The organism is Pseudomonas sp. GM_Psu_1 (genome assembly GCF_026544185.1).
GTDB classification, from domain to species: Bacteria; Pseudomonadota; Gammaproteobacteria; order Pseudomonadales; family Pseudomonadaceae; genus Chryseomonas; species Chryseomonas oryzihabitans.
This window is the reverse complement of the sequence record NZ_JALNUX010000003.1, coordinates 198,339-223,746: the sequence shown is the minus strand read 5'-3', so window position 1 is coordinate 223,746 and position 25,408 is coordinate 198,339. Positions and strand designations below refer to the sequence as shown.

At 66.7% G+C, this 25,408-nt stretch carries 26 protein-coding genes and 1 pseudogene; 21 read left to right on the top strand and 6 right to left on the bottom strand.

Features of this window, described 5'->3' with window-relative positions; genetic code table 11:
- Nucleotides 1–728: 728 nt before the first annotated feature.
- The 8 genes from OXS31_RS06165 to OXS31_RS06130 all read left to right on the top strand — a co-directional run bounded on the left by OXS31_RS06165 (nucleotide 729) and on the right by OXS31_RS06130 (nucleotide 8,954).
- Nucleotides 729–1,451: an FCD domain-containing protein gene (locus tag OXS31_RS06165; RefSeq protein WP_267398340.1), complete on the top strand. Its 723-nt coding sequence runs from the start codon at nucleotides 729–731 to the stop codon at nucleotides 1,449–1,451.
- Nucleotides 1,448–2,434, top strand: coding sequence for an ABC transporter ATP-binding protein (locus OXS31_RS06160; RefSeq protein ID WP_027599732.1), 987 nt, complete (start codon nucleotides 1,448–1,450; stop codon nucleotides 2,432–2,434). Before OXS31_RS06165 ends, OXS31_RS06160 begins: the two co-directional genes overlap by 4 nt.
- A complete protein-coding gene (locus OXS31_RS06155; protein WP_077172568.1) occupies nucleotides 2,431–3,519 on the top strand; it encodes an oligopeptide/dipeptide ABC transporter ATP-binding protein in 1,089 nt (362 codons plus the stop codon). Before OXS31_RS06160 ends, OXS31_RS06155 begins: the two co-directional genes overlap by 4 nt.
- A complete protein-coding gene (locus OXS31_RS06150) occupies nucleotides 3,516–5,018 on the top strand; it encodes an ABC transporter substrate-binding protein (protein WP_267398337.1) in 1,503 nt (500 codons plus the stop codon). The genes OXS31_RS06155 and OXS31_RS06150 overlap by 4 nt, the downstream gene beginning before the upstream one ends.
- A 2-nt stretch (nucleotides 5,019–5,020) precedes the next feature.
- Entirely contained in the window at nucleotides 5,021–5,968 is a 948-nt protein-coding gene (locus OXS31_RS06145; protein WP_027599735.1) for an ABC transporter permease, read from the top strand.
- A complete protein-coding gene (locus OXS31_RS06140) occupies nucleotides 5,965–6,837 on the top strand; it encodes an ABC transporter permease (protein WP_267398335.1) in 873 nt (290 codons plus the stop codon). The genes OXS31_RS06145 and OXS31_RS06140 overlap by 4 nt, the downstream gene beginning before the upstream one ends.
- A gap of 11 nt (nucleotides 6,838–6,848) precedes the next feature.
- Complete coding sequence (locus OXS31_RS06135) at nucleotides 6,849–8,438, top strand: gamma-glutamyltransferase family protein (RefSeq protein ID WP_171991245.1); 1,590 nt, start codon at nucleotides 6,849–6,851, stop codon at nucleotides 8,436–8,438.
- A 270-nt stretch (nucleotides 8,439–8,708) separates the two neighbouring features.
- Nucleotides 8,709–8,954 carry a hypothetical protein gene (locus OXS31_RS06130; protein WP_027599738.1) on the top strand — a complete coding sequence of 82 codons (246 nt, stop codon included), beginning with the start codon at nucleotides 8,709–8,711 and terminating at the stop codon, nucleotides 8,952–8,954.
- 129 nt (nucleotides 8,955–9,083) lie between these two features.
- On the opposite strand, the gene OXS31_RS06125 is transcribed toward OXS31_RS06130, so the two are convergent.
- Nucleotides 9,084–9,305, bottom strand: a complete 222-nt coding sequence (locus OXS31_RS06125; RefSeq protein ID WP_027601984.1) for a hypothetical protein — start codon at nucleotides 9,303–9,305, stop codon at nucleotides 9,084–9,086.
- Between the two features lie 336 nt (nucleotides 9,306–9,641).
- On the opposite strand from OXS31_RS06125, the gene OXS31_RS06120 reads away from it, so the two are divergent.
- Entirely contained in the window at nucleotides 9,642–10,580 is a 939-nt protein-coding gene (locus OXS31_RS06120; RefSeq protein WP_223855448.1) for a LysR family transcriptional regulator, read from the top strand.
- On the opposite strand, the gene OXS31_RS06115 is transcribed toward OXS31_RS06120, so the two are convergent.
- On the bottom strand, nucleotides 10,577–11,038 hold the full coding sequence (locus OXS31_RS06115) for a Rid family hydrolase (protein ID WP_027599740.1): 462 nt from the start codon (nucleotides 11,036–11,038) through the stop codon (nucleotides 10,577–10,579). The genes OXS31_RS06120 and OXS31_RS06115 overlap by 4 nt on opposite strands.
- Nucleotides 11,039–11,307: 269 nt before the next feature.
- On the opposite strand from OXS31_RS06115, the gene OXS31_RS06110 reads away from it, so the two are divergent.
- The 6 genes and pseudogenes from OXS31_RS06110 to OXS31_RS06085 all read left to right on the top strand — a co-directional run bounded on the left by OXS31_RS06110 (nucleotide 11,308) and on the right by OXS31_RS06085 (nucleotide 16,796).
- Nucleotides 11,308–11,994 carry a hydrolase gene (locus tag OXS31_RS06110; protein WP_144953350.1) on the top strand — a complete coding sequence of 229 codons (687 nt, stop codon included), beginning with the start codon at nucleotides 11,308–11,310 and terminating at the stop codon, nucleotides 11,992–11,994.
- A 66-nt stretch (nucleotides 11,995–12,060) separates the two neighbouring features.
- Nucleotides 12,061–12,624 (top strand): antibiotic biosynthesis monooxygenase, encoded by a 564-nt coding sequence (locus tag OXS31_RS06105; protein ID WP_077172561.1) that lies wholly within the window; start codon nucleotides 12,061–12,063, stop codon nucleotides 12,622–12,624.
- Nucleotides 12,625–12,697: 73 nt separating this feature from the next.
- On the top strand, nucleotides 12,698–14,536 hold the full coding sequence (locus tag OXS31_RS06100; RefSeq protein WP_077172560.1) for an amidohydrolase: 1,839 nt from the start codon (nucleotides 12,698–12,700) through the stop codon (nucleotides 14,534–14,536).
- A gap of 304 nt (nucleotides 14,537–14,840) precedes the next feature.
- Nucleotides 14,841–15,269, top strand: a complete 429-nt coding sequence (locus OXS31_RS06095) for a nuclear transport factor 2 family protein (RefSeq protein ID WP_027599744.1) — start codon at nucleotides 14,841–14,843, stop codon at nucleotides 15,267–15,269.
- A 281-nt stretch (nucleotides 15,270–15,550) separates the two neighbouring features.
- Nucleotides 15,551–16,108, top strand: a complete 558-nt coding sequence (locus OXS31_RS06090) for a hypothetical protein (RefSeq protein WP_267398329.1) — start codon at nucleotides 15,551–15,553, stop codon at nucleotides 16,106–16,108.
- A 187-nt stretch (nucleotides 16,109–16,295) separates the two neighbouring features.
- Nucleotides 16,296–16,796 (top strand): annotated as a pseudogene (locus OXS31_RS06085) (DUF4126 domain-containing protein).
- 50 nt (nucleotides 16,797–16,846) lie between these two features.
- Here the strand turns inward: OXS31_RS06085 and OXS31_RS06080 are convergent.
- The 3 genes from OXS31_RS06080 to OXS31_RS06070 form a co-directional block, all read right to left on the bottom strand.
- Nucleotides 16,847–17,533 carry an LrgB family protein gene (locus OXS31_RS06080; protein WP_145247943.1) on the bottom strand — a complete coding sequence of 229 codons (687 nt, stop codon included), beginning with the start codon at nucleotides 17,531–17,533 and terminating at the stop codon, nucleotides 16,847–16,849.
- A complete protein-coding gene (locus tag OXS31_RS06075) occupies nucleotides 17,526–17,876 on the bottom strand; it encodes a CidA/LrgA family protein (protein ID WP_027599748.1) in 351 nt (116 codons plus the stop codon). Before OXS31_RS06075 ends, OXS31_RS06080 begins: the two co-directional genes overlap by 8 nt.
- Before the next feature lie 328 nt (nucleotides 17,877–18,204).
- The gene (locus tag OXS31_RS06070; RefSeq protein ID WP_027601977.1) at nucleotides 18,205–18,825 is read right to left on the bottom strand and encodes a TetR/AcrR family transcriptional regulator; all 621 of its coding nucleotides are present in this window, start codon (nucleotides 18,823–18,825) and stop codon (nucleotides 18,205–18,207) included.
- Nucleotides 18,826–19,021: 196 nt separating this feature from the next.
- Between OXS31_RS06070 and OXS31_RS06065 the strand changes: the two genes are divergently transcribed.
- The 5 genes from OXS31_RS06065 (at nucleotide 19,022) to OXS31_RS06045 (ending at nucleotide 23,892) form a co-directional block, all read left to right on the top strand.
- Nucleotides 19,022–20,230: a serine hydrolase gene (locus OXS31_RS06065; protein WP_258196372.1), complete on the top strand. Its 1,209-nt coding sequence runs from the start codon at nucleotides 19,022–19,024 to the stop codon at nucleotides 20,228–20,230.
- Between the two features lie 127 nt (nucleotides 20,231–20,357).
- Nucleotides 20,358–21,692, top strand: a complete 1,335-nt coding sequence (locus OXS31_RS06060) for an alginate export family protein (RefSeq protein WP_108581027.1) — start codon at nucleotides 20,358–20,360, stop codon at nucleotides 21,690–21,692.
- Between the two features lie 41 nt (nucleotides 21,693–21,733).
- Nucleotides 21,734–22,222 carry a DUF3237 domain-containing protein gene (locus OXS31_RS06055; protein ID WP_042133558.1) on the top strand — a complete coding sequence of 163 codons (489 nt, stop codon included), beginning with the start codon at nucleotides 21,734–21,736 and terminating at the stop codon, nucleotides 22,220–22,222.
- A gap of 77 nt (nucleotides 22,223–22,299) precedes the next feature.
- The gene (locus OXS31_RS06050; RefSeq protein WP_267398324.1) at nucleotides 22,300–23,472 is read left to right on the top strand and encodes an MFS transporter; all 1,173 of its coding nucleotides are present in this window, start codon (nucleotides 22,300–22,302) and stop codon (nucleotides 23,470–23,472) included.
- A gap of 165 nt (nucleotides 23,473–23,637) precedes the next feature.
- Complete coding sequence (locus OXS31_RS06045) at nucleotides 23,638–23,892, top strand: DUF2790 domain-containing protein (protein WP_077172552.1); 255 nt, start codon at nucleotides 23,638–23,640, stop codon at nucleotides 23,890–23,892.
- A 93-nt stretch (nucleotides 23,893–23,985) separates the two neighbouring features.
- On the opposite strand, the gene OXS31_RS06040 is transcribed toward OXS31_RS06045, so the two are convergent.
- Nucleotides 23,986–24,189, bottom strand: coding sequence for a hypothetical protein (locus tag OXS31_RS06040; RefSeq protein WP_027601972.1), 204 nt, complete (start codon nucleotides 24,187–24,189; stop codon nucleotides 23,986–23,988).
- A 230-nt stretch (nucleotides 24,190–24,419) separates the two neighbouring features.
- Between OXS31_RS06040 and OXS31_RS06035 the strand changes: the two genes are divergently transcribed.
- Nucleotides 24,420–25,382: an endonuclease gene (locus OXS31_RS06035; protein ID WP_027599752.1), complete on the top strand. Its 963-nt coding sequence runs from the start codon at nucleotides 24,420–24,422 to the stop codon at nucleotides 25,380–25,382.
- Nucleotides 25,383–25,408 lie beyond the last annotated feature (26 nt).

Sequence of the window (25,408 nt, the reverse complement as noted above, 5' to 3'; positions counted from 1 at the left end):
CCTTCGGCGAGTACCAGAAGGAATTCTTCAAGATCGCTACCGATGTTCGGCCTGTTCATCGTCATCGTGACCGGTGAACTGCCCATCGGCTGACGCCCTGATGCCAGTCGGCCGTCATTTGGGAAGGCGAGCGGCGACGTCCCCGCGGGTGGTCTTGGGCCAGACGTAAAAGCGCACGCAGCCGAATGCCGAGCGAGTGATGCCGGCATTCGGCGCAGCCATGCATAGTCGCGAGAAATGCAGCCTTTTGACGGTCCTTATCAACGTTCGCCTGGGTCGGGCTTAGGCGCTGACGTCCACGACAACTCTCCCGCGGACCTGTCCATCAGCAACTCGGCAGCGGGACCGGACATTTACGTAGGGTCCGGCAGCACGAGGAAGATCTGGCTATCCGTTGCATCGATCCGCTCAGCGTGGGAGGCGAAGTATCGGGGCAGGCGCTGAGTGACATCCCCAACGCGCCGCTCCGGTGCAACCGGGCTCCATCCTGGCGCAGCGTCTCGTGAGTAGCCGGACAAAGGTTCGCCCAGACGCGAACCAATGCTGCGGGCCCGGACCGCGACCGGAATCCAGGCATCGCCCCAGAGCCTCGCGCTGAAAGGTCCAGCGAACCAATTTCAAATGGCATCGGCCTTGCACCCGGCTCAGGTATTCGCATCTCCGCTGCGATCGCGCTTTTAGCGCGTTTCGCAGCGGGAGACGGCCCAGACCTAAGAGGCAAAGGTTCGATGCAGATCCACACCGACGACAGTGCCCGCCTGGCCCTGGATGCCTTGCGCAACCTGGTGGCCCAGCAGAGCAGCGTGCCCGACAAACCCCTGCCGCCGGAGCGCGAGCTGGCCAGTGAATTCGGCGTCAGCCGGCGTTCCATCCGCCGCGCCCTGGCGGTGCTCGAAGCCGAGGGCCAGGTCTGGCGCCGCCAGGGCAAGGGCACCTACGTGGGACCCACGCCGCCAAGCGCGGCCTTCACCCTCACCCAACTGTCGGCGCGCACCAATTTCAGCGAGGTGATGGAGGCACGGCTGCACCTGGAGCCGAATCTCGCCGCCCTGGCCGCCCAGCGCGCCAGTGGCGAACAGCGCGCCCTGATCCGCCGCATGGCCGAGCGCACCGCCTTCGAACGCCTGGGCAGCAGTGAGGACGCCGATGCCATCGAGCTGTGGGACAGCGCCTTCCACCGCAGCATCGCCGAGGCCGCCGGCAACCGCCTGTTGCTGGACCTGTTCGAGATGCTCGACGCCATCCGCCTGGACCCGATCTGGCGCGACCTGCGCCACCGGGCGCGCAATGCCCAGCGCCTGCTGGCCTACCACGATGACCACCAGGCCCTGGTGGAAGCCCTCGATGCCCGCGATCCGGTCCGCGCCGCGGCGGTGATGCGCGCCCATCTGCGCGCCCTGCAGCTGGCACTGGACAGCGTGCTGCAACAGACCCTGGAGCAGGCCCTATGAGTGCCCCGGTATTGGTGGTGGACGACCTCAGCGTACGCTTCGCTGGAGCGCCGGCCGCGGTGGTGGAAGGCCTGAGCTTTACCGTGCAGCCGGGCCGTACCCTGGCCCTGGTGGGCGAATCCGGCTGTGGCAAGAGCGTGACCTCCATGGCGCTGATGGGGCTGTTGCCGGCTAGCGCCCAGGTCCGCGCTCATCAAGCCAGCTTCATGGGTGAGGACCTGCTGGGCATGCCCGAGGCGCGCCGCCGCGACCTGCGCGGCGATCGCTTGGCCATGGTGTTCCAGGAGCCGATGACCTCGCTGAATCCGGCCTTCACCGTCGGCGAACAGTTGATGGAAACCGTGCTGCGCCATCGTGGTGGCAGTCAGTCGGCTGCCCGGCAGCGCGCCCTGGAGATGCTGGAGAAGGTGCGGGTGCCGGCGGCGACCCAGCGACTGGCGGCCTATCCCCACGAGCTGTCCGGCGGCATGCGCCAGCGGGTGATGATCGCCATGGCGCTGGCCAACGACCCGGCGCTGATCATCGCCGACGAGCCCACCACGGCGCTGGACGTGACCATCCAGGCGCAGATCCTCGAACTCATCGCCAGTCTGCAGGCCGAGACCGGCAGCGCCATGATCCTCATCACCCACGACCTCGGCGTGGTCGCCGAGGTCGCCGACGAGATGGCAGTGATGTACGCCGGCCGGGTGGTGGAATCCGGCCCGGTCGCCCAGCTGTTCGACGATCCGCAGCATCCCTACACCCTCGGCCTGATGGGCTCCATGCCCTCGCTGGGACCGCGCACGGGACGCCTGGCGACCATCGCCGGCCGGGTGCCGACGCCCGCCGAGATGCCGGCGGGCTGCCGCTTCGCCAGCCGCTGCCCCTTCGTCCTCGATGCCTGTCGCGTCGCGCCGCCACCCCTGGTGGAACTCGCTCCCGGGCAGCAGGTGGCCTGCCTGCGCGCGCCCCTGGAACAGCACCTGGAGACCCCCGCATGAATGCCGTGGAACGTCCCATCCTCGAAGCCATCGGCCTGACCAAGCACTTCGGTGGCCAGGCCGGTTTCCTGCAACGCCCAAAGCCACCGGTACAGGCGGTGAGCGATGTCTCCTTCACGGTGCGCCGCGGCGAGACCCTGGCGCTGGTGGGCGAGTCCGGCTCGGGCAAGTCGACCCTCGGCCGCCTGTTGCTCAACCTGCTCGCGCCCACGACCGGCGACGTCATCTACGAAGGCCGCAACCTGGGCAACCTCAGCCCGGCGGCGCTACGTCAGGTGCGTCAGGAATTGCAGATCATCTTCCAGGACCCTTTCGCCTCGCTGAATCCGCGCATGAGCGTGGCCGACATCGTTGGCGAGCCCGTGTGGCTGCACCAGCCGCTGAATCGGGGCCAGCGCGCCGAGCGGGTGGCCGAGCTGCTGCGCACCGTGGGCCTGGCGCCGGAGCTGGCGGGGCGCTATCCCCATGAATTCTCCGGTGGCCAGCGGCAGCGCATCGGCATCGCCCGCGCCCTGGCCGCCGAGCCGCGGCTGCTGCTCGGCGACGAACCGGTGTCGGCGCTGGACGTCTCGGTGCAGGCCCAGGTGGTGAACCTCTTGGAAGACCTCAAGGCGCGCTTCGGCCTGACCCTGATCATCGTCGCCCACGGCCTCGGCGTGATCCGCCACATGAGCGACCGGGTGGCGGTGATGTACCTGGGCGAGATCGTCGAACTGGCGCCGGTGGAGGCGCTGTTCGAGTCGCCCCTGCATCCCTACACCCAGGCGCTGCTGGCCGCGGTGCCGGTCAACCATCCGCGGGCGCGGCGGCCGCGCACCCTGCTCGGCGGCGACCTGCCCAGCCCCACGGCGCCGCCCAGCGGCTGCCGCTTCCACACCCGCTGCCCCCACGCCCGGCCGCTGTGCCGCGAGGCCAAGCCGCTGCTGGAATCCGCCGCCGGCGAAGGCCGGGTGGCCTGCCACTTCTGGCGCGAGATCGCCGGCGCGGGCGCCTCACCGCCGCCGCTGATCGCCACCAGCGCCGCCTTCACGCGCCGCCTGGCCCTGTTCAACCGTCATCAATCCCTTCTGGAGTCCACCCCATGAAAGCCTCCGCCTGGCTCACCGCCACCCTTCTGCTCCTGGCCGGCGGCTCCGCCCTGGCCGAGACCACCCTGCGCATCGGCATCCAGGACGATCCCGACGTGCTCGATCCGCACCGCTCGCGGACCTATTCGGGGCGGCTGGTCTACACCGCCCTGTGCGACAAGCTGGTAGACGTCTCGCCACAGCTGGAGTTGGTGCCCCAACTGGCCACCGCCTGGCAGTGGAGCGACGACAACCGCAGCCTGACGCTGCAATTGCGCCAGGGCGTGACCTTCCATGACGGCGAGACCTTCGACGCCGCCGCGGTGAAATTCAACCTGGACCGCGCCCGCAGCCTGCCCGACTCGCTGCGCAAGAGCGAACTGGCTTCGGTGGATACCGTCGAGGTGGTCGATCCCCAGACCGTGCGCATCCGCCTCAAGCAACCCGACGCCACCCTGCTCGCCCAGCTCTCCGACCGCGCCGGCATGATGCTGGCGCCCAAGGCGTCCACCGGCGACGTGGGTAGCAAGCCGGTCTGTTCCGGCCCCTATCGCTTCGTGCAGCGGGTGCAGCAGGACCGCATCGTGCTGGAGCGCTTCCCCCAGTACTGGAACGCCAGCGCCTACTACTTCGACCGGCTGATCTTCCTGCCCATCCCGGACACCTCGGTGCGCCTGGCCAACCTGCGCTCCGGCGACCTGGACATCGTCGAGCGGGTCGCGCCCACCGACGTCAAGGGCCTGCAGGGCCAGGCCGGCTTCACCCTCTACAACACCCCGGGCCTGGGCTACATGCAGCTGATGGTGAACATGGCCAACGGCGACCGGGCGAAGAATCCCTTCGCCGGCGACAAGCGCGTGCGTCAGGCCTTCGACCTGGCGCTGGATCGCCAGGCGCTCAACCAGGTGGTGTTCGAGGGCCTCTATGCGCCCAGCGTGCAGCCCTTCCCGCAGAGCAGCCCCTACTACGACAAGGCCTTCGCCGTGCCGGCCCGCGACGTGGCGCGCAGCCAGGCGCTGCTCAAGGCCGCCGGCGTCAGCCTGCCGGTCAAGGTCGAACTCAAGATCGCCAACAACCCCATCGCCCAGCAGGTGGGCCAGCTAATCCAGGCCATGGCCGCCGAGGCCGGCTTCGAGGTCAACCTGGTCGCCACCGAATACGCCACCCTGCTGGCCGAACAGCACGCCGGCAACTTCCAGCTCGGCCTGAGCGCCTGGTCCGGACGCCCCGATCCGGATGGCAACGTGCATCAATTCGTCACCTGCAAGGGCAACCAGAACGACGGTCGCTACTGCAACGCGGCGCTGGATCAACTGCTCGACCAGGCCCGCACCATCAATGACCAGGCCCAGCGCCAGGCGCTCTATGCCCAGGCCCTGACCCTGCTGCGCGAGGAGCTGCCGGTGTTCTATCTCTATTTCGACCCGCGCATCATCGCCACCCGCGCCGATCTCAAGGGCTTCGTCCCCAATCCCGACGGCCTGATTCGCCTGGCCGGCGTCACCCGCGGGCAATAGCCATGCTACGCCTCTTCCTGCGTGGCCTGCTGAGTGCCCTGCCCACCCTGCTGCTGGTGTCGCTGTTCGTCTTCACCCTGCAGCAACTGCTGCCGGGCGATCCGGTGCTGGCCATGGCCGGCGAGGAGCGTGATCCCCAGGTGCTGGAATTCCTGCGCGAGAAATACCGGCTGAACGATCCCGTACCGGTGCAGTACCTGCACTGGATGGGCGGGGTGCTGCGGGGTGACCTGGGCATCTCGCTGCGCACCGACCAGCCGGTGACGGCGCTGATCGCCGAAAAGCTGCCGGTGACCCTGGAGCTATCGCTGCTGGCCATCGTCATCGCCCTGCTCATCGGCATCCCCACCGGCATCCTCGCCGCGGTACGCCGGGGCACGGCGGTCGACTACGGCGCCAATCTGGTGGCCCTGTCCGGCATCTCCATCCCGCACTTCTGGCTCGGCATCCTCCTGATCCTGCTCTTCGCGGTGAAGTTGCAGTGGCTGCCGGCCTCCGGTTTCGTGCCCTTCCACGAGGACCCGCTGCGCAACCTGCGCACCCTGATCCTGCCGGCCTTCGTGTTGGGCGCCGGCCTCTCCGGCACCCTGATGCGCCATACCCGAGCGGCCATGCTGGAGGTGCTGCGCGCCGACTACGTGCGCACCGCCCGGGCCAAGGGCCTGCGCGAGCGCGTGGTGATCCTGCGCCATGCCCTGCGCAATGCCTTGATGCCCATCGTCACCCTCACCACCCTGCTGTTCGGCGAACTGCTCGGCGGTGCGGTGCTCACCGAGCAGGTCTTCAGCATCCCCGGCTTCGGCAAGATGATCGTCGACGCCGTGTTCAACCGCGACTACGCGGTGGTCCAGGGGGTGGTGCTCTGCGTGGCGGTGGGCTTCGTGCTGCTCAACCTGGTGGCCGACCTGCTCTACCGCCTGATCAACCCGCGCCTGAGGCACGCCGCATGAACGCCCTGACCCTGCCCCGCCCGGCCACCCTGAGTCCCGCGCGCTCGCCCTTCTGGCGCAAGTTCAGCGCCAATCGCGGCGCGCTGCTCGGCGCCGCCTTGATCCTGACCTTCGCCCTGGCCGCCCTGCTGGCACCCTGGCTGGCCCCCTTCGATCCGCTCAAGACCAGCTTCCTGGCGGTACGCAAGGCGCCCTCGGCGCTGAACTGGCTGGGCACCGACGAACTCGGGCGCGACCTGCTCTCGCGCCTGCTGTGGGGCGCGCGCAGTTCGCTGCTGGCGGGCGTGGTCTCGGTGGCCATCGCCCTGCTGGTGGGGGTGCCCCTGGGCCTGATCGCCGGCTACTTCGGCGGCTGGCTGGACGCCGTGGTCTCACGCCTGGTCGAAGCCCTGCTGTCCTGTCCCTTCCTGGTGCTGGCCATCGCCCTGGGGGCCTTTCTCGGCCCGAGTCTGGGCAACGCCATGATCGCCATCGGCCTGTCCGCCATGCCGGTGTTCGCCCGCCTGACCCGTGGCCAGGTGCTCGCCATCCGCCACGAGGACTATCTGGAGGGGGCGCGCGCCATCGGCCTGCCGGATCGCTGGATTCTCTGGCGCTACGTCCTGCCCAACATCCTCTCGCCGCTGGTGGTCCAGGCCACCCTGACCATCGCCGCCGCCATCCTCGCAGAGGCCAGCCTGTCGTTTCTCGGCCTCGGCCAGCAACCGCCGATGCCCTCCTGGGGCTCCATGCTCAACACCGCCAAGAACTTCATGGAGCAGGCGCCCTGGATGTCCATCGCCCCGGGCGTCTGCATCTACCTCACCGTCCTCGGCTTCAACCTGCTGGGCGACGGCCTGCGCGACGCCCTCGATCCTCGTCACCAATGAGACCCTTCGCCATGCCCGATCTGGACTATCACAACCCCTATTCCTCGGCTCGCTCGCCGGTCATGGGCCGCAACCTGGTGGCCTGCTCGCAGCCGCTGGCCGCCCAGGCCGGCGTGGAGATGCTGCGCCGCGGCGGCAACGCGGTGGACGCCGCGGTGGCCGCCGCCATGGTGCTCACCGTGGTGGAACCCACCGGCTGCGGCATCGGCAGCGACGCCTTCGCCATCGTCTGGGACGGCGAGAAGGTGCAGGGCCTCAATGCCTCCGGCCGCGCACCGCGCGGTTGGACGCCGGAATACTTCGCCGGCCAGAGCGCCATGCCGGCGCGCGGCTGGGGCGCGGTCACGGTGCCCGGGGCTGTCTCGGCCTGGGTCGCCCTGGCCCAGCGCTACGGCAAGCTGCCGCTGACCACCCTCGCCGCCCCGGCGATCCACTATGCCCGCGACGGCTTCCTGCTCACCCCGGTGATCGCCGAACTCTGGCGCCGCGGCGCCGAGCAGCTCAAGGACCAACCCGGTTTCGCCGCCTGCTTCCTGGCCAACGGCGTACCCCGGGCCGGCACCCTGGTACGCCTGCCCGACCACGCGCGAACCCTGGAGGCCATCGCTGAAAGCAACGGTGCTGCCTTCTATCAGGGCGAACTGGCCCAGGCCATGGCCCGCCATGCCCGCGAACACGGAGCGGTGCTGGACGAAGAGGACCTGCGCGCCCACCGGGCCGACTGGATCGACACCCTCTCGGTACCCTTCGCCGGCGCCGTGGTGCACGAGTTGCCGCCCAACGGCCAGGGCATCGCCACCCTCGCCGGCCTGGGCATCCTCGAAGCCGCCGGTATCGGCGCGGATCCCGTGGACAGCCCCGCCACCCTGCATCGCTCGATCGAGGCCATGAAGCTGGGACTGGCCGATCTCTACCAGCACGTCACCGATTCAGCGCACATGCGCGTCCAGGCCGAACACCTGCTGGACCCGGCCTACCTGCGCGAACGCGCCGGGCTGGTCGGGTCGCGTGCCGGCGATCCCGGCTATGGCGCCCCACGCCCCGGCGGCACCGTCTGCCTGTCGGCGGCTGATGAGAGCGGCATGATGATTTCCTTCATCCAGTCCAACTACATGGGCTTCGGCTCGGGCGTGGTGGTGCCGGGCACCGGCATCAGCCTGCAGAATCGCGGCGCCGGCTTCACCCTGGCACCGGACCACGTCAACAGCGTGGCTCCGGGCAAGCGACCCTTCCACACCATCATCCCCGGCTTCGCCATGAATGCCGACGGCACCCCGCTGATGGCCTTCGGCCTGATGGGCGGCCCCATGCAGGCCCAGGGGCACCTGCAACTGATGCTGCGCATCCTCAAGTACCGGCAGAATCCCCAGGCCGCCGCCGACGCACCACGCTGGCGCCTTGAAGGCGGCCGCCGGGTCGCGGTGGAAAGCAGCCTGGACCCGGCCACCCTGGAAGCACTGCGGGCCCTGGGCCACGAGGTGACGGTGGAGGAGCCCTCCGGCGTGTTCGCCTTCGGCGGCGCCCAGATCATCCAGCGCGTTGCCGGTGGCTACGTGGGCGGCTCCGATCCGCGCAAGGATGGCCTGGTGGCCGGCTACTGAAGCCGAAAGCGGCGGCCCCCAGGCCAGGCGCGGCGGCTCAGGCTGTTCGACCTCAGCTTGAGGCGCCGAGATTGGTCGGGCTTGGGCGTGCCAGGGTGTGGCTGGAAATCTGGCCAGAACGTTTCAGCAACACCGTGGCTATCCGCTCCCCTGCCCCTGCCGCCACTCGTCGAAAGGTATCGGAATCGTCTTAATGTTTATTGCGATACCAAAGCAATGTGGACATAGTGGCCAGGCGCTATCAACCAGACAAGAGCCTGAGACCTCGCCATGCATCCTGATCCCCAGAGCCAAGCCCGGGAGGCCCTGCTCGGCCTCCATCGTCAGCTACAGGAAAATGCCAGGCGGCTGGGCAAGGTCGATTGCGACGATCCGAACGTCCAGGCTGTGCTCCAGGCCGTACAGGATCTCAACGAACGGGTGGCCGACATGGTGGCCGAGACGGCGCTGCTGGCGCCTGTGCCTCTGGGATTGGTGGCGGAAACGGTTCCCACGGGAAGCCCGGATCAGGGCTGACGCCACGTCTACGCCGGATCGGTAGGCCGTGGCTGCCCCTCCAAGGATCGGTCGGCCGCGGAAAGGCCCGGACCAGGCGCAATGCCTGAACCAGGTGGGCCAACGCTCGGCGCGGGCATCTCTGGCCTTCTAGCCTTCAGCCTCGTCCGGCTGGCGACGCTGGAAGCTGCGTGCCCATTCGAGCAGGGCATTTTCGTCGTCGGTACGATCGTCCACCCCACACTCTTCCAGCACCGTGATGACCCGGCGCATGAAGCCCTGATCGAGGCGGGCCTGATCCATGACCCGGTTCAGGTCCAGCGGACTGGTCAGGGTGAGGCGAGGTGGAAATTCGGTGTCGTCGATGCCCATGGTGGTCTTACCTGAAAGCACTGCTGTCGATTGCCGACTGGCTTATTGCCATCATCTTTCGTGATGGCCTGATGAATACATCAGTTATCGCATGAACTGTCCATATTGATGACTGAGCGGCACTTGGCCGGGGGGAATCGCCAGTGACCGCCCGCCAAATACGCCCGTGGAAGGCCCGCATGGCTGCAGGTACCGCCAGCGCCCTTGCCCGACCGTGGTTCTGCCATGGCCCTTTTTGTATGATGCCCGACAACAACCGACGGAACCTCAGGTGTGGACGCCTCAGCAAAACCGGCTTCTCCAAGCCAACCTGATCAGGCTGCAGCGCGCTGGGATGTGGGGGCGGCGGTCAGCCAGCTGTCCTGGGACGACCTGCGCATCATCAAGGCCCTCAGCGAGTCCGGCAATCGGGCGGCGACCGCCAAGAAACTGGGCATCAACGTCTCCACCGTCTCCCGACGGGTCGCACAGGTGGAGAAAACCCTGGGTGTCGCCCTGTTCGACCATCGTCGCTCCGGCTACCAGCTGACCGTCGAAGGCGAAGAGCTCCGCGCCCTGGGCGAGCGGGTCGAACTGGATATTGTCAGCGTCGCCCGACGGGTATCCCGCGCCGCCCAGGGGCCATTGGGCAAGCTGCGCATCACCACCAGCGACTCGCTGCTGCTGTACTTCCTGACCCCCATCATCGCCGATTTTAAGGCGGCGAACGATGGCATGACCATCGAGGTGCTGGTGGGGAATCAGACCTTGAGTCTGGCCCGCGACGAGTCAGACATCGCGATCCGGGCCACTAGAAAGCCCGCCGACAGCCTGGTCGGGCGCAAGCTGGCCACCATCGCCTGGGCCGCCTATGGCAGTCGTGGCGGTGCGCGGCAGGAGGATCCCTATGCGGCCGGTCAGGCCTGGGTGTCCTACACCTCCGCCCTGGCCAACCTCAAGGCGGCTGCCTATCTGGAATGCCGGGTGGCGCCTGAGGATGTCTCCTACCGTACCGATTCGGTCGCCGCCGCCAGTGCGGCCATCGTGGCGGGGCTGGGTTTCGGCTTTCTGCCCTGCATGCTGGGCGATACCACGCCCGGCCTGGTGCGCGTGGGGCCGGTGGTGCCGGAGCTCAACGACGAACTCTGGCTGCTGACCCATCAGGACATCCGCAAGTCCTGGCGTGTTAAGGCCTTTATGGCGTTCTGTGCGGCGGCGGTGGCCGAGCAGAAGGCGCTGGTGGAAGGTCAGCGCCCGTTTGCCACTGCGCCCGAAGAGCGCGAAGCCTCTGCCTAGCGCGCGCGACTGCCAATCACCGCCCGGCAGGCGATCTCGATCAGCTGCGGGCGCTGGGCCAGCCGCGAAACACCTATGATGTTGCTGGCGCAGCGCGGTGCCTCGCAGCCGTAGGCCGCCTTGCGCACCTTGCCGACGACGGCGAAGGCGGCGTCCATGTCCAGCACATAGAGGGTTTCCTCGACGACGTCCTGCAGGGTGGCGCCATAGAGCGCGAGCAGTGTGGCGATGTTGTCGTAGGCGGTGCGCATCTGCTCGCCCATGGTGGAAAAGTCGCTGGGGCGGCCCTCGCTGTCCAGCGGTGCCGGCGCTACCAGATTGCCGTCCGCGTCGTGATTGAACTGCCCCGAGACGAAGATTTCGTCACCCACCCGACGGGCCTGCGGATAGCCGTAGGCCTGCTCCCAGGGTACGCCCCAGTACGCCGTGTCCTTGTCCCTCAACTGTGCTGCTGCCATTGCCTGTTCCTCGCGGAAAGTGGATTCGCGCTGTGGAATCCGGGTGATTGGAAGGCCACACCCTAGCAGCCCCCTGGCGAATCCAATGGCGCAAATTTGCGCTTTCAAAGGCGCAAAAGTGCACAAGCACAGCCTCGATTGATCCCTTACCTTGGATAGCAGTTCCGGTCACAACCGCTGCGAACGAGGCCATCGCCCCCTTGAAGGCGAGCCGCCCAGATCGCCGCCCGGAGCACATCCCAAACCACACTCAATCGATAGGTGAAGCCATGAACAACTCCAAAACCGAAGTCCTGACCCCCCTGAACAGCCAGCTGATCTTTATCGACCAGCAGCCGCAGATGGCCTTTGGCGTCCAGAGCATCGATCGCCAGACCCTGAAGAACAACACCGTCGGCCTGGCCAAGGCCGCCAAGATCTTCAACGTGCCGACCATCATCACCACGGTCGAAACCGAAAGCTTCTCCGGCCACACCTATCCCGAGCTGCTCGCCGTGTTCCCCGAGGCGCCGCTGCTGGAGCGCACCTCCATGAACTCCTGGGACGACCAGAAGGTGCGCGATGCGCTCAAGCGCAATGGCCGCAACAAGATCATCGTTTCCGGCCTCTGGACGGAAGTCTGCAACACCACCTTCGCCCTCTCCGCCATGCACGATGCCGGCTACGAGATCTACATGGTCGCCGACGCCTCGGGTGGCACCACCCAGGCCGCTCACGACTACGCCATGCAGCGCATGATCCAGGCCGGCGTGATTCCGGTGACCTGGCAGCAGGTCCTGCTGGAATGGCAGCGCGACTGGAAGAACCGCGACACCTACGACGCCGTCATGGCCCTGGTGAAGGAGCATTCCGGCGCCTACGGCATGGGCGTCGACTACGCCTACACCATGGTGCACAAGACCCCCGAGCGTATCGCCCACGGCCCCACCCTGGCCCCGGTCGCCGCCGCCGTCTGAGCCCCTGCCAGCCCCACCGTATCAGGCGGGGCTGGCGCTTCCCCAGTCCAGGCAGGAGTCCTGCTCATGAACCCCGCTCTTACTACCGCGACCCTGGTCGTCCGCCACCAGGTCCATCCGCAGCACGAACAGCGCTACGAAACCTGGCTGCACCAGACCATCGAGGCCGCCAGTCAATTCCCCGGGCACCTCGGGGTGGACGTCGGCCGGGAACGCCATGGCGATGCCCTGCAGTTCACCTCGGTGCTGCGCTTCGACGAGATGCAGCACCTGCAGGAATGGCTCGCGTCCTCCGCCCGGCAGTGGCTGGTCAGCCAGGCACAGGGATGGCTGCAGGACGGCGACAACACCGAGGTCCGGCTCGGCAAGGACTTCTGGTTCGCGCCCCGGCCGGCCGAGCAGGCACCGCCGCGGTGGAAGCAGGTGGTCGTCAGCTTCCTGGTCATTCTGCCCCTGAGCCTGCTGGTACCCGCGCTCTGGCAACCGGTATTCGGCGTGGCGCCCTGGTTGGCCGGCTACCTGATGAGCAACCTGCTGATCACCCTGAGCATCGTGGTGCTGGTGGTGTACCTGTTCATGCCGCTGGCCACGCGGATGCTGGATCCCTGGCTGACCGCCGACCCCGCCTAGGGCGTGGCCCCGGCCCCTGCCCTCACCCTTTCGCCCTCTACAACCCTTCCTTTCGTTCACAAGGACCCTACCCATGAGCGCCGATCTGATTCTGTTCAATGGCCGCCTGCACACCGTCGATCCCCAGCAACCCCAGGCCACCGCCGTGGCGATCAGGGATGGCCGCTTCATCGCGGTGGGCACCGATGCCGAGGCCATGGCCTTTCGTGGCACGGCGACGCGGCTGATCGATCTGCGGCAGCGTTGTGTGATCCCCGGCCTCAATGACTCGCACCTGCACCTGATCCGCGGCGGCCTCAACTACAACCTGGAGCTGCGCTGGGAGGGTGTTCCGTCGCTGGCGGATGCCCTGCGTATGCTCAAGGAGCAGGCCGAGCGCACGCCCACGCCGCAGTGGGTGCGGGTGGTGGGTGGCTGGACGGAATTCCAGTTCGCCGAAAAGCGCATGCCTACCGTCGAGGAACTGAATCGGGCCGCGCCGGACACGCCGGTCTTCGTGCTGCACCTCTACGATCGTGCGTTGTTGAATCGAGCGGCGCTCCGGGCGGTGGGCTATGACCGTCACACCCCCAACCCACCCGGCGGCGAGATCCAGCGCGATGCCAAGGGCGATCCCACCGGCATGCTGATCGCCCGGCCCAACGCCCTCATCCTCTACGCGACCCTGGCCAAGGGGCCCACGCTGCCGCTGGAATACCAGGTCAACTCCACCCGGCAATTCATGCGCGAACTCAATCGCCTGGGCGTCACCAGCGCCATCGATGCCGGCGGCGGCTTCCAGAACTACCCGGAGGACTACCAGGTGATCCAGCAGCTGGCCGACAACGACCAGCTCACCGTGCGCATCGCCTACAACCTCTTCACGCAGAAGCCCAAGGAAGAGCTGAACGACTTCAAGCACTGGACGAGCAGCGTCACCCTGCACCAGGGCACCGACTTTCTCCGACACAACGGCGCCGGCGAGATGCTGGTGTTTTCCGCCGCCGACTTCGAGGACTTTCTCGAACCCCGGCCGGATCTGGCCCCGAGCATGGAAGACGAACTGGAGCCGGTGGTGCGCCATCTGGTCGAGCAGCGCTGGCCGTTCCGGCTGCATGCCACCTATGACGAGTCCATCTCGCGGATGCTCGATGTCTTCGAAAAGGTTGATCGCGACATCCCCTTCAATGGCCTGCCGTGGCTGTTCGATCACGCCGAAACCATCAGCCCGCGCAACATCGAGCGTGTCCGGGCCCTGGGCGGCGGCATCGCCATCCAGCATCGCATGGCCTTCCAGGGCGAATACTTCGTCGACCGCTACGGTGCCCAGGCGGCCGAGGCCACCCCGCCGATCAAGCGCATGCTCGCCGAAGGCGTACCGGTCGGGGCGGGTACCGATGCCACCCGGGTGGCCAGCTACAACCCCTGGACCGCGCTCTACTGGCTGGTGAGCGGCAAGACCGTCGGCGGCATGACCCTCTATCCGGAAGGCCTGCCCCGGGCCACCGCCCTGCAGCTCTTCACCCACGGCAGCGCCTGGTTCTCCAGCGAGCAAGGCAAGAAGGGACAGCTCAAGGTCGGCCAGCTGGCCGATCTGGTGGCGCTCTCGGCCGATTTCTTCAGCGTCGAGGAAGAGCAGATCAAATGGCTCGAATCGGTGCTGACGGTGGTCGGGGGCAAGGTGGTGCATGCCGCCAGCGAATTCGCTGACCTGGCACCGCCAGCCGTACCGGTCATGCCGGACTGGTCACCGGTGGCCATCGTACCTGGCCATTGGCGTCCCGCGGCCCCGCTGGCGGCCAGCCTCCACCAGTGCATCGGCTCCTGCGCCGTTCACCAGCACCAGCACGATCGCGCACGCCGCAGCTCGGTGCCGGTCAGTGACCACCAGGGCTTCTGGGGGGCCTTCGGCTGCTCGTGCTTCGCCTTCTAGCCCTGCACCGCCGTCAATCGCTGTCGACTCGCTGCGGTCGCGGCAATGACCACTCATGAGGTGCCTCGGGCCCAGCATCCCGGCGCTTGCCGGCCTCGGGTTGGGTTCTGCGGGCACCTGCAGGTGCCAGCCAGTCGCAGCCAACTGGCCAGGCAATCCGCCTTCCGCGCGGAATGTGGCCAGGGCTGGCCTTACGCCTTTCCGCCAGGCACAATCCAATAGTCATACGATGACAGACAAGAAGGGCCGTCCTGTGACGTCTGCTACATCCCCTTTCCGACAACTACAACAAAAGGATACGCGCATGAAAAAGCTGAAATTGGCGGTAGGTTTCCTGTGTCTGTTCAGCGGCTATGTCGCCGCGGCCACCGGCGATGAAGGCGATGTCGCCACTGCGGTCGACAAGCTGACCCAAGCCATGTGGCACAAGGATATCGCGCAACTCGATGCCCTGACCGCGGACAACCTGACCTACGGCCATTCGAGTGGCAACATTCAGGACAAGAAGGCCTTCATCGCCGATATCGAAACCGGCAAAAGCGCCTTCAACGAGCTGAAGATGCTCAATCAGAAGATCACGCTGTCCGGCGACGTCGCCCTGGTGCGCAATCACTTTTCCGCCCAGGCCGTGAACAGTGGGAAGGTCGTGCCCACCGAAATCGAAAACTTCCAGATCTGGCAGAAACAGAACGGCCATTGGCTACTGATCGGTCGCCAGGCCTTTCGCTTCTGATATCCCGGCTGGTCACCGAACGTCGCCAAGGCCTAGGGCTCACACCGGCCTCCTCACGAGCCGCCCGCCGAATTCAGGTGGACGGCTCGGGCGCGCACCCTCCGTCCCTGCTCCAGGCAAGCCATGGGGTGCGGCGATGATCAGATGGCAAGGTCCCTACTCCCTCCGCCGGGCGGGGTGCGGATCACCGGCCCGACTTGGCTTCCCGCCTGCGTCGTCTACCCTTAAGGAATCCATCATCCTTTCGGGGGCATGATGGATTCCAGGACGCTGGAGGCATCATGGATCTGATCATTCGACACTTCGAAGGCCAGCCCTTCGTCAGCAACCCCTATGTACCGGGCACTTCGCTTCGCCAGGATCTGTTCGAGCGGCAATTCACCATCCTGCTGCACGGGACGATGAAGCGCTTCGAAGACGCCGGGCATGGCACCTTCCATGTCGCCGGGCATGTCCAGCTCGGCCAGTGCGGCGTGCTCGATGACGTCCTCCGGATCGCCTTGGCGGCGGTCCGCCAGGATCGTTATCCGACCCCCGTGGCGGCGCTCGACTTTCACCCCAAGCGGATCTCCGTCTCCGATCGCCACGGCCACCTGGTCATGGCCGGCAAGGTGGATCGCGAGCGCCATCGCATCGACTGGATCGACCCCTGCAGCTCGGCCGAGGAAGAACGGGTGGTGCTGGCGCAGCTCCAGCTGTTGCGTTCGCGCTCGGCCTTCCAGCACGACTGGGACCATTTCCGGACCTCGCGGCTGCTGGATACCGATGCCGACCTGCTCAAGGGCCGGCTGGTCCACACACCCTGGCGGCCCCACGTCCGGGCACTGCTAATTGCCTGATCACACCCCATCCGGCAGGAGCGTCGCCGCTTCCTGACGACAGGACCGGTAGCGAGAGCGTCCGCGCCGCGAGACCGGAAGGCGGGCATCCCTGGATACGAGCAGGCGTGCGACCCGTGGTGCCATCCAGCTGAACAGCCACCCGTGGATCCGGTCCCTATTGGAACGACCATTGGGAGACTCGACGATGACGACAGCCCGCAATGTCTTGTGGGGCGCCTTGGCCATTGGCGTGGTGACGGGCATGCGCAGCATGCTGGCGCCGACCCTGGTCAGCCGGGCACTGGCGGAACGTGCGGACCTCGACGAAGCTTGCGAACCCGCTCGCACGCTCGCGTCGCAGCCCGTACGGCAGTAACTGCTGCCCCTGGCGGCCGGCGAGCTGTTGGGCGACAAACTGCCCTTCGCCCCGGACCGTACCATAGCGCCCTCTATGTTGGTCCGTGCCCTGTCCGGCGGCCTCAGCGCGGCAGCTCTCGCCGGCGCGCGGCGGCAACCGCGGCTGTTGCCTGCCATGATCGGGGCGACGGCGGCCTGTGTCGCCGCCCGGGTCGCGATAGGACTGCGCAAGCGCTACGCCGCTGACACCTGGATCAACGCGGGTCTGGGCCTGGCCGAGGACGGCATCGCCCTTTCGTTGAGCCATGCCGGTCTGCGGCGAGCCCTGAAGGAGCCCCCGAGGCCGTGACGCCCGGACTGGCCTGCCACGCCCCTTCCCGCCCGCTCGGGCAAGGTCGCTCAGGCGCCCAGCACCCAAGGCAGCACCAGCGCCGTCAGGATGCCGAGCAGGATCATGCCGAGTGCCGAAAAGGCCGCCGTCTCCTGACTTTCGCGCAACGCATGGGCGGTGCCTATGGCATGGCCGTTCATGCCCAGGGTCAGGCCGCGGGCCGCCGGATCCTCCACCTTGCAGACCTTGAGCAGCGGCAGCGCCAGCGTGGTGCTGATCACGCCGGTCAGCATGACGATCACCGCGGTCAGGGGCGCGATGCCACCGAAATGATCCGCCAGCGGCAAGGCGATCGGCATGGTGACCGACTTGGGCACCAGACTCATCAGCAGGGTCTCGGACAAGCCGAACAGCCAGCCGAGGGCCAGGGTCAGGGAGACGCCCACCACGCCACCGACTACGAGGGTTATCAGCAGCGGCGTGCAGAGTGCCCTCACCCGCTGGGCATTCTTGTAGAGCGGAACGGCCAGGCCCACGGTGGTGGGCCCGAGCAGCATAGCGAGCATCCCGCTGGCGCTTCGATACTGCTCGTAGGGAATGCCACCGATCCAGAGCACGGTGGCGACGATGGCCGTGGTGACCAGCACCGGTTGCAGCATGACCAGGCGCAGGCGCTGCTGCAGCACGAGCGCCAGCTGATAGGCCGCGAGCGTCAGGGACAGGGCCAGCAGGGGTGCGAGGGATTGATCAGCCATGGTCTTTGCTCCGTCCGATCAGGTACTGCAGCAACCAGCCGCACAGCGGCACCGTGACCAGCAGAGACAGCGCGATGACCAGTACCAGGCGCAACCACACCGACGCCTCGAGACCGCTGAAATCGACGATGCCCACCGCCGGCACCACGAGCATCAGCGGCAGGTACTTGAGCAGGTTGCCGGCCATGGTCTCCACGCCTTCCGGCACGCGACGCAAGAGCATCAGCAGGGCGAAGAGGACGATGATCCCTATGACGCTGGCCGGAATGCCGCCTATATGAGTCGTCAGATAGACGCCCGCCAGATAGCAACCCACCAGCATCAAGAAGCCCGCTATAGGCATAAGCACTCCATTACCTTGTTATTCTGAGCAGCCCGCACGCCCGTTGGATACGGCAGGAGTATCGATCGCCGCCGATAAGGCGGTTCAACGTTCACCTGCTGCGCGCGGACTCACTATAGGCACATCTGAAAAGGGCTGGGCACCTCCCTGCCGGGATAGGTGAGAGGCGCTCGCCTTGGTCGGCTCACTGTTGGGTTGGCGCCGCGATCCGCTTCGCCTGCCCCCTGCCCTCGCAATCGTAGCGCCGTAGAGCACCCCTGAGCGAAACCTGACGAGACGCCAGCCGACCCGCAAGGACACTGCCACGGCTGATGACGCCGCTGGCGCCTTACGCCGGCAGCGCGCGCATGCCCTCGAAGATCAGGCGCGTGGTGTTGCGCACGTTGGCCGCGTGGCCTTCGCGATCCAGCGGGTCACTGGCCGTCAGCCGCAGCAGCTGTAGATGGGAGTAGTCGTTGAGCAGAAAGGCGGCCAGTTGCACATCCAGGTCGGCGCGCAACTTGCCGGCGGCCTGCAACTCGCGCAGCACCTTGGCGATCTCGTCCTGCAGGCCGCTGTTCATCTGCCGGTAGGCCAGGGGCAGGCCGCTGTCGCCCCCCACCAGCACCAGCGGCAGCAGCTCGCGCCAAAGGGCGGCGGGCAGGACATCCAGCGCGTAGCTGACCAGCAGGTGCTCCAGGTGGCAGAGCGCGTCGACGGGATCCGCGAAGTCGCGGAGGTGCCGGCGCACGTCGACCAGGGCCCGGCGATCGGACTCCTTGATCATCTCCAGGATGATCTCGTGCTTGCTGCCGAAATACTTGAACACCGTGGGCGCCGAGACGCCGGCTTCGCGCGCGATCTGCTCGACGGTGGTCTCGCGAAAGCCCTGGCGCTGGAACAGCATGACCGCCGCGGCCGAGATGGCGGTGCGGCGTGATTCCTTCTGACGTTCGCGTAGCCCGCTCACCGTCGCTCCTGATTCCTGGGGTGCCAGAGAGGATAGCTGGCCAGGCTTCGGCAAAGAAAATATTTTATTGACTAAAGAAATTAACAGGGTTAATTATTTTCTCGTACCTGCTCTACGCAGGGCCACTGCCAGGATGAGTCTGATGAACCAGAGCCTCGATCGCTCCCTGGTTTCCCGGAGTCGGGAAGTCAGCGAGATGTACGACAGACAAGAACAAGAGCCCGTACTGATGCAGGGTTTTCCGGCCGAGCCGGACCGGCGCGTGACCTGGGCCAACTGGATGTCACCGCCGTTCAATCGCTGGGGCTTTCGCCATCTGGCGCGCCTGCGCCCTACCATCGAGGTGGCGGCCGGACCGCGACCGGACAGGGTGCTGGCCCATGCACCCGAGGCCCTCGAAGAACTGAGATTCGAGAGCAGCTGCGGCCGCAGCGTCAGCGCCCTCGACCATCTGCAGGCCAGCAAGACCGACGGCTTTCTGGTGCTGCACCAGGGCCGGGTGGTGTACGAGCGCTACTTCAACGGCCAGGTCGCCACCGACCGCCACATCATGTTCTCGGTCACCAAGTCGCTGATCGGGTTGCTCGGCGAGCAACTCATCCACGATGGCGTGCTCGATGCCCAGGCGCCGACCCAGCGTTATGTGCCGGAACTGGCCGGCAGCGCCTTCGGTGACGCCACCGTCCGCCAGTTGCTCGACATGGCCGTGGGCGTCCACTACACAGAGCTCTACGACGATCCCACCTCGGAAAGCTCCCAGTACGGCTACGCCTGTGGCTTCAAGCCGGCCCTGCCCGCGTACGCCCAGTACGAGTCGCTGTACCAGTACCTGCCATCGCTGCGCAAAAGAGGCGAGCACGGCGGTTTCTTCCACTACGTGACCGCCACCACCGAGGTGCTGGCCTGGGTGATGGAGCGCGCCAGCGGCCTGGGCTGCGCCGAGCAGTTGCAGCGGGTATGGCAGCAACTCGGCTGCGAGCGCGACGCCTACTTCATGGCCGACCCCTGGGGTCGCAGCGTCGCCGGCGCCGGCTTCAACGCCACGCTGCGCGACATGGGCCGCTTCGGCCTGATGCTGGCCAATGGCGGTGTGGTCGATGGCCAGCAGGTCATCGACCAAGCGGTGATCGAGGCCATTGCGGCCGGCGGGGATCCGGCCGTCTATGGCGTACACCAGGACTTCTCCGACTGGACCCCGGGCGCCTCCTATCGCAGCCAGTGGTACGTCTTCAATGACCACAGCCCAGCCCTCATGGCCAGCGGTATCCACGGCCAGTACCTGTTCGTCGACTTCGCCTCGAAGGTGGTGATCGTCAAGCAGTCGTCGCTGCCCGAGGCGGTCACCGAACTGGACATCGATACCGTTCGCCTGCTGCGCGCCATTGCCGCCCGGTTGCGCGGTTGATCCACCCCTAACGAGATCGAAGAGCGCCGGCTCGCCAGCGCTCCCACCTGCACTGTCAGGTATCCGGTGGTCGCCTTGGCCATCCTTCACTGCCCTGTAATACAAGAAAAATAGTCAGGAGCTCCACATGTGCACAACCAAGCGCCTTCCCGGCGTGCTGCTGGCGCTCGGCCTGCCGCTGGCCAGCCAGCCGGCCCTGGCGGGCTATGCGTTCGATTACGAGAATCTCAGAGGTGACCTCAACCTGACGGTGGGCGCCGGTTCCATCAGCACCCGGGGCGTCAACTTCGGTGCCGGGCGCGTGGATGCCCGCAGCGGCCAGAACAACGGCAGCCGCAGCGCCTGGCAGGAGTTCTACGTCAAACCCGGCGTCACGCTCGACTATTCGCTCAGCGACAGGCTCCATCTGCTCGCCGGGGGCTCGGTGGTCGGCGCCACCACCTTTGGCGACGGCGATGCCGGTGGCTTCACCCGCAGTTCGGACGGCCGTTTCGCCCCCGAAGAGCTCTATGCCGGGGTGCAGCTGGGCGACTGGAAGTTCACCGCGGGCCGCCAGAATTTCATGGTCGGCACCGGCTTCATCGTCATGGACGGCAATCTCGATCTGTTCGGCGATGGCGCCTACTGGCTCGGTCCGCGCACTGCCTTTCGCGACTCGGCGATCCTGGCGTGGGGCCAAGGTCCAGCCCAGGCCCAGGTCTTCACCCTGCGCACCGACGATCACTACGGCGACTTCCGCCTGAGCGGCGCCAACCTGGATTACGACCTCGACGGCCAGGTGACCCTCGGCGCCCTGGCCATGACGGTCGATACCCTGGCCAGCCGAGACAGCACCGCGGTCCGCCGCGACGGCATGCGGGTATACAACCTGCGGGCCTTGCGTGGTCACCTGCCGGGCCTGCCCAACCTCGCCCTCAATGGCGAATACGCGGTGCAGCGCGGCGGTGACGGCGCCCTCAGCTACGACGCCAGGGCCTGGTACGCCCAGGCCGACTATCAATTCCAGGACCTGCCCTTCAGCCCCACCCTCGGCTATCGCTACGCCGTCTTCTCCGGTGACAGCAACCCGACTGACAATCGCCAGAAAGCCTGGGACCCGCTGAGCAAGGGGTTCACGGACTGGAGCACCTGGCTGATCGGCGACGTGGTGGGCAACTACCTGCTGTTCAACAGCAACGAGCGCGTCCAGCAGTTCTCGCTGAAGAACCGCCTCGGCGACACCCTCACCCTCGGCGTCATCCACTACCAGTTCTGGCTCGACCAGGCCAACTTCCGCGGCGCCGCGGTCAGCGATCGGCGTTTCGCCGACGAGACCGCGGTGTACCTCGACTGGACCCCCAACCGGCAGTTCTACGGCTCGCTCTCGTACAACTGGGTGCAGGCCAGGTCGGCCGCCCGCCAGGCGTTCGGCGATAACGAGCGCTTCAGCGCCCTCGAGCTGTACTTCACCTATCGCTACTGACCACCAGCCACCACTGCCCCCGAGGGGCACAGGAGAGCGTGATGAATACCAAGACAGAAAACGGGATCGCCGTGCCGACGCTGGAATGGGTGCTGAGCCTGCATGTGATCATCGATCCGGCCGATGGCCTGGGCGCCTGCACGGATGGCCAGCGCAGCAACTACCGCATCACCGGCGGGCAGTTCGAAGGCCTGAACGTGCGCGGCGAAGTCATCGCCGGCGGCGCGGATTTCTATCTGCTGCGCAGCGATGGCGTGGGCGAGCTGGACGCTCGCTACAGCCTGCGCAGCGACCAGGGCGAGTGGATCAATATCCACAACACCGGCCTGATCACCCTCAGCGACCGGGGCCGGGCGCAGGTCGCCCAGGGCCTCTGGCCCATCGCCGAGGAGGACTATCACTGCAGTTGCACGCCGCGCTTCCAGGTGGCCAGCGGCAGACTCGACTGGCTGACCCGTAGCGTGATGATCGGCAAGGTGGGCTATCCCGCCGCCGACCGGGTCGCCATCCATTGCTATCGCCTCACCTGACCGCCCACCCTTCTCGCAGCACGGCTTTCTACTGAAGCGGCAGGCCCCGCCGTGGCCGAGCCGGCAGGTAAATGACCATGACCATCGCCCATCAAACCCTGGTACGCGCCGCGTGCATCGCCATCGCCGCCGCCTCGATCCTCGTCATCGGTGTGCAGCCGATCTTTATCGGACTGCTGACCGAACGCCTCGGCCTGAGCCTGGCGCAGCAGAGCTGGACCCTGTCCGTGGAGATGTGCGGCTCCATCGTCGGGACGCTGCTGTACCTGCCGATGAACCGCTTCCTCGGTCCGCGCACCCTGGCCCTGGGCACCGCCCTGCTACTGTTGTTCGCCAACACCGCGACCGCCAGCGTCACCGCGCTCGATCCGCTGCTGGCCTTGCGCGGCCTCTCGGGTCTCTGCTCGGGTGTGCTCTACTCCTACGCCATCTACTGGCTGGGCAGCATGCCGGGCCAGGACAGGTCCTTCGGCATCCTGCTGTTCGTGCAGACCGCCCTGTTCGCCAGCAGCGCGGTGATCATGCCGATGATCGCCCAGTGGCAGGGTTTCGCCGGGGCGATCTACTACCTGGCAGCCTGGTTCGCCCTGGTCTGTCTGCTGAGCCTCTGCCTGCCGGCCAGGCACAGCCCGGAAACACGATCCGTTTCCCAGGCGTCGCTGCGCTCCGGCCTGACGGTGATCGGCGTCTGCTCGCTGCTCGGCATGCTGTTCCTGCAGCTGTCGATCTATTCGCTGTGGGGCTTCGTCGAGGGCATCGCCAGTGACGCCGGGGTGGCACCGGTCGATATCGGCTGGGCGATCAGCCTCGGCCTGCTCGGCGGCCTGCCTGGTGCGGCGCTGCCGAGCGCAGCCGGGCGGCACCTGGGCCGGATGCCGATGATCCTCACCGGCTCCCTGGCCGTGCTCGGCGCCATCTACCTGCTGGCCACGCGCATCCACACCGCTGCGGATCTGCTGCTCGCGGTGTTCCTGATGAACTTCGGCTGGAACCTGGCGCTGTCCTACTACATGTCGCTGGTGGTGACCCACGATCCGAGCGGTCGCCTGACCAAGCTGGTCGGCGTGGTGCAGGTCGCCTCGGCCGCGGCGGCGCCGACCCTGCTGGGCCTGATCATCGAAGGTAACGACCGGCGCAGCCTTTTCGTGCTGTCCTCAGGGGCCATCCTCATCGGCTGCGTCCTGGTGATCGTCATGCTGTCCTGCGGGCGGCGCCGGGTGCCGGGCAAGACGCTGGACTGCTCGGTCTGAGCATTGGGCGCCTGGTAAGAGGTCCGCGCGGATCTCTCGGCCTTCTGCGCGACCAGACGACAACCTCCATGACCAATTTGTCATGCGCCGGTCAGGCTGACGTCCCCCCTGTCCTCCTAGAGTGGCCCGGTCAGCGAATAGCTACCCCACTCAAGAGGACTCATCATGAAAGCACTGCTGCTCGGTCTCTTCGGTCTGCTCGCCACCGGCTCCGCCCTGGCCGCTCCCGACCATCCCGCCCTGATCCACGACAAGCCCGGCTTCTTCGTCCCCCTCGACGTCGACCGGGTGGTCAGCCAGACCGACCTGAGCGCCCAATGCGGGATCGTCACGGCCCGCCTCGACTACCTGGATCACGCTGGCCGGGAACATGAACTGGATTACCAGGTGTTCGGCAACGGCTGCTACAACCAGAATTGAGGCGCTAGTCGACCCAGTGCCGAAGGAGCGCCTGAATAGGCGTCTCCCTAAGCCGGACTCCGGCGTCTCACGCCAGGCGCCGGCAGCCAGACACTAGAAAAACCGATAGGCCTTGGCCAGCGCCCGCTCCAGCACGGCGATGCAGGCGTGCTCGTCCGCATAGGATAGGAACTGGCGCTGGGCATCGGCCTGGGCATGGGCATGGGCATGGGCCAGACGCGTCTTGCGCTCGGCCAGCTCCTGCTCCAGCAACGAGGTGCTCATACCCAGATCACAGCAGGGGTTGGGGCCATTCATAAAAAACTCCGGACAGATGTGCAGACTGCGTCATCAGACAAGTTTTTGAGATTTGGTTCACAAATCGTAGCGAATCTCATTGTTGCTGAATATGCGTTCCACCGCGGTGTTTCCCGCCCCCTCGGGCTAGAGCGCTTCCTTGACTCCCCCGAACCTTTGCACCCGCCATCAGCCCGGCAAAAGCTATACAATTCGGCGCCCTAAATAAGCCGTGAAGATACATGCGTCCTCTGCTCTCGCTTCTCCTGGCCACGCTGCTGGCCTCCTCCGCGTTCGCCGCTGCGCCCGATACCTTTGTCGAAGCCAAGGTAATCGCCAAACAAAAAGTCTATTTCGACCAGAACACCAGCGCCCAGGGCGACCTCTATTGCGGCTGCCAATGGGAGTGGGTCGGTAAGTCCGGGGGGCGCGTCGATGCCGCCTCCTGCGGCTTCCAGGCACGCAAGCAGGAAACCCGTGGGGAGCGCACCGAATGGGAGCACATCGTGCCGGCCTGGACCTTTGGTCATCAGCGCCAGTGCTGGCAGAACGGCGGCCGCGAACACTGCGTGGCGGATGACCCGGTGTTCCGGGCCATGGAGGCCGACCTCTTCAACCTCTACCCCGCCGTGGGCGAGGTGAATGGGGACCGGGCCAATTTCAACTACGGCATGGCCCAGGGCGTGCAGCCCCAATATGGCCGCTGCACGACCAGGATCGACTTCCAGGAACGCGCCGCCGAACCGCGCGACGAGGTCAAGGGACTGGTCGCCCGGGTCACCTTCTACATGTTCGATCGCTACGGCCTGAACATGTCGCGCCAGCAGCAGCAACTGCTCATGGCCTGGGACAAGCAGCAGCCGGTCACCGCCTGGGAGCGCGAACGGGACAGACGCATCGCCGCGGTGATGGGCTACGGCAATCCCTTCGTGTCCGGCGAGCGGCACTGGACGCTGGGCTACCAGCCGGTCGGCGACGGCATCGTCAGCCCGCTGCCCGGACCGAAATCGGCGCCGAAGGCACCGGCCAGGACCGATAGCCCTGCCGCTGCCAGCCAGGGCGCGATCATCGGCAACCGCAACAGCCACGTCTATCACCTGCCGCAAGGCTGCCCGAGCTACGCCCAGGTGTCGCCGAAGAACCAGGTCACGTTCGCCTCGGAAGCCGAGGCGAAGGCGGCCGGCTTCACCAAGGCGGGCAACTGCGCGCCCTGATCGCTGGCCGCTGGGCGCTGGCCCCC

What these genes read in the sequence shown, in the direction of transcription:
- OXS31_RS06165 (WP_267398340.1), top strand. Translation starts at nt 729, where the DNA reads ATGCAGATCCACACCGACGACAGTGCCCGCCTGGCCCTGGATGCCTTG.
- OXS31_RS06160 (WP_027599732.1), top strand. Translation starts at nt 1,448, where the DNA reads ATGAGTGCCCCGGTATTGGTGGTGGACGACCTCAGCGTACGCTTCGCT.
- OXS31_RS06155 (WP_077172568.1), top strand. Translation starts at nt 2,431, where the DNA reads ATGAATGCCGTGGAACGTCCCATCCTCGAAGCCATCGGCCTGACCAAG.
- OXS31_RS06150 (WP_267398337.1), top strand. Translation starts at nt 3,516, where the DNA reads ATGAAAGCCTCCGCCTGGCTCACCGCCACCCTTCTGCTCCTGGCCGGC.
- OXS31_RS06145 (WP_027599735.1), top strand. Translation starts at nt 5,021, where the DNA reads ATGCTACGCCTCTTCCTGCGTGGCCTGCTGAGTGCCCTGCCCACCCTG.
- OXS31_RS06140 (WP_267398335.1), top strand. Translation starts at nt 5,965, where the DNA reads ATGAACGCCCTGACCCTGCCCCGCCCGGCCACCCTGAGTCCCGCGCGC.
- OXS31_RS06135 (WP_171991245.1), top strand. Translation starts at nt 6,849, where the DNA reads ATGCCCGATCTGGACTATCACAACCCCTATTCCTCGGCTCGCTCGCCG.
- OXS31_RS06130 (WP_027599738.1), top strand. Translation starts at nt 8,709, where the DNA reads ATGCATCCTGATCCCCAGAGCCAAGCCCGGGAGGCCCTGCTCGGCCTC.
- OXS31_RS06125 (WP_027601984.1), bottom strand. Translation starts at nt 9,305, where the DNA reads ATGGGCATCGACGACACCGAATTTCCACCTCGCCTCACCCTGACCAGT.
- OXS31_RS06115 (WP_027599740.1), bottom strand. Translation starts at nt 11,038, where the DNA reads ATGGCAGCAGCACAGTTGAGGGACAAGGACACGGCGTACTGGGGCGTA.
- OXS31_RS06110 (WP_144953350.1), top strand. Translation starts at nt 11,308, where the DNA reads ATGAACAACTCCAAAACCGAAGTCCTGACCCCCCTGAACAGCCAGCTG.
- OXS31_RS06105 (WP_077172561.1), top strand. Translation starts at nt 12,061, where the DNA reads ATGAACCCCGCTCTTACTACCGCGACCCTGGTCGTCCGCCACCAGGTC.
- OXS31_RS06100 (WP_077172560.1), top strand. Translation starts at nt 12,698, where the DNA reads ATGAGCGCCGATCTGATTCTGTTCAATGGCCGCCTGCACACCGTCGAT.
- OXS31_RS06095 (WP_027599744.1), top strand. Translation starts at nt 14,841, where the DNA reads ATGAAAAAGCTGAAATTGGCGGTAGGTTTCCTGTGTCTGTTCAGCGGC.
- OXS31_RS06090 (WP_267398329.1), top strand. Translation starts at nt 15,551, where the DNA reads ATGGATCTGATCATTCGACACTTCGAAGGCCAGCCCTTCGTCAGCAAC.
- OXS31_RS06080 (WP_145247943.1), bottom strand. Translation starts at nt 17,533, where the DNA reads ATGGCTGATCAATCCCTCGCACCCCTGCTGGCCCTGTCCCTGACGCTC.
- OXS31_RS06075 (WP_027599748.1), bottom strand. Translation starts at nt 17,876, where the DNA reads ATGCCTATAGCGGGCTTCTTGATGCTGGTGGGTTGCTATCTGGCGGGC.
- OXS31_RS06065 (WP_258196372.1), top strand. Translation starts at nt 19,022, where the DNA reads ATGTACGACAGACAAGAACAAGAGCCCGTACTGATGCAGGGTTTTCCG.
- OXS31_RS06060 (WP_108581027.1), top strand. Translation starts at nt 20,358, where the DNA reads ATGTGCACAACCAAGCGCCTTCCCGGCGTGCTGCTGGCGCTCGGCCTG.
- OXS31_RS06055 (WP_042133558.1), top strand. Translation starts at nt 21,734, where the DNA reads ATGAATACCAAGACAGAAAACGGGATCGCCGTGCCGACGCTGGAATGG.
- OXS31_RS06050 (WP_267398324.1), top strand. Translation starts at nt 22,300, where the DNA reads ATGACCATCGCCCATCAAACCCTGGTACGCGCCGCGTGCATCGCCATC.
- OXS31_RS06045 (WP_077172552.1), top strand. Translation starts at nt 23,638, where the DNA reads ATGAAAGCACTGCTGCTCGGTCTCTTCGGTCTGCTCGCCACCGGCTCC.
- OXS31_RS06040 (WP_027601972.1), bottom strand. Translation starts at nt 24,189, where the DNA reads ATGAATGGCCCCAACCCCTGCTGTGATCTGGGTATGAGCACCTCGTTG.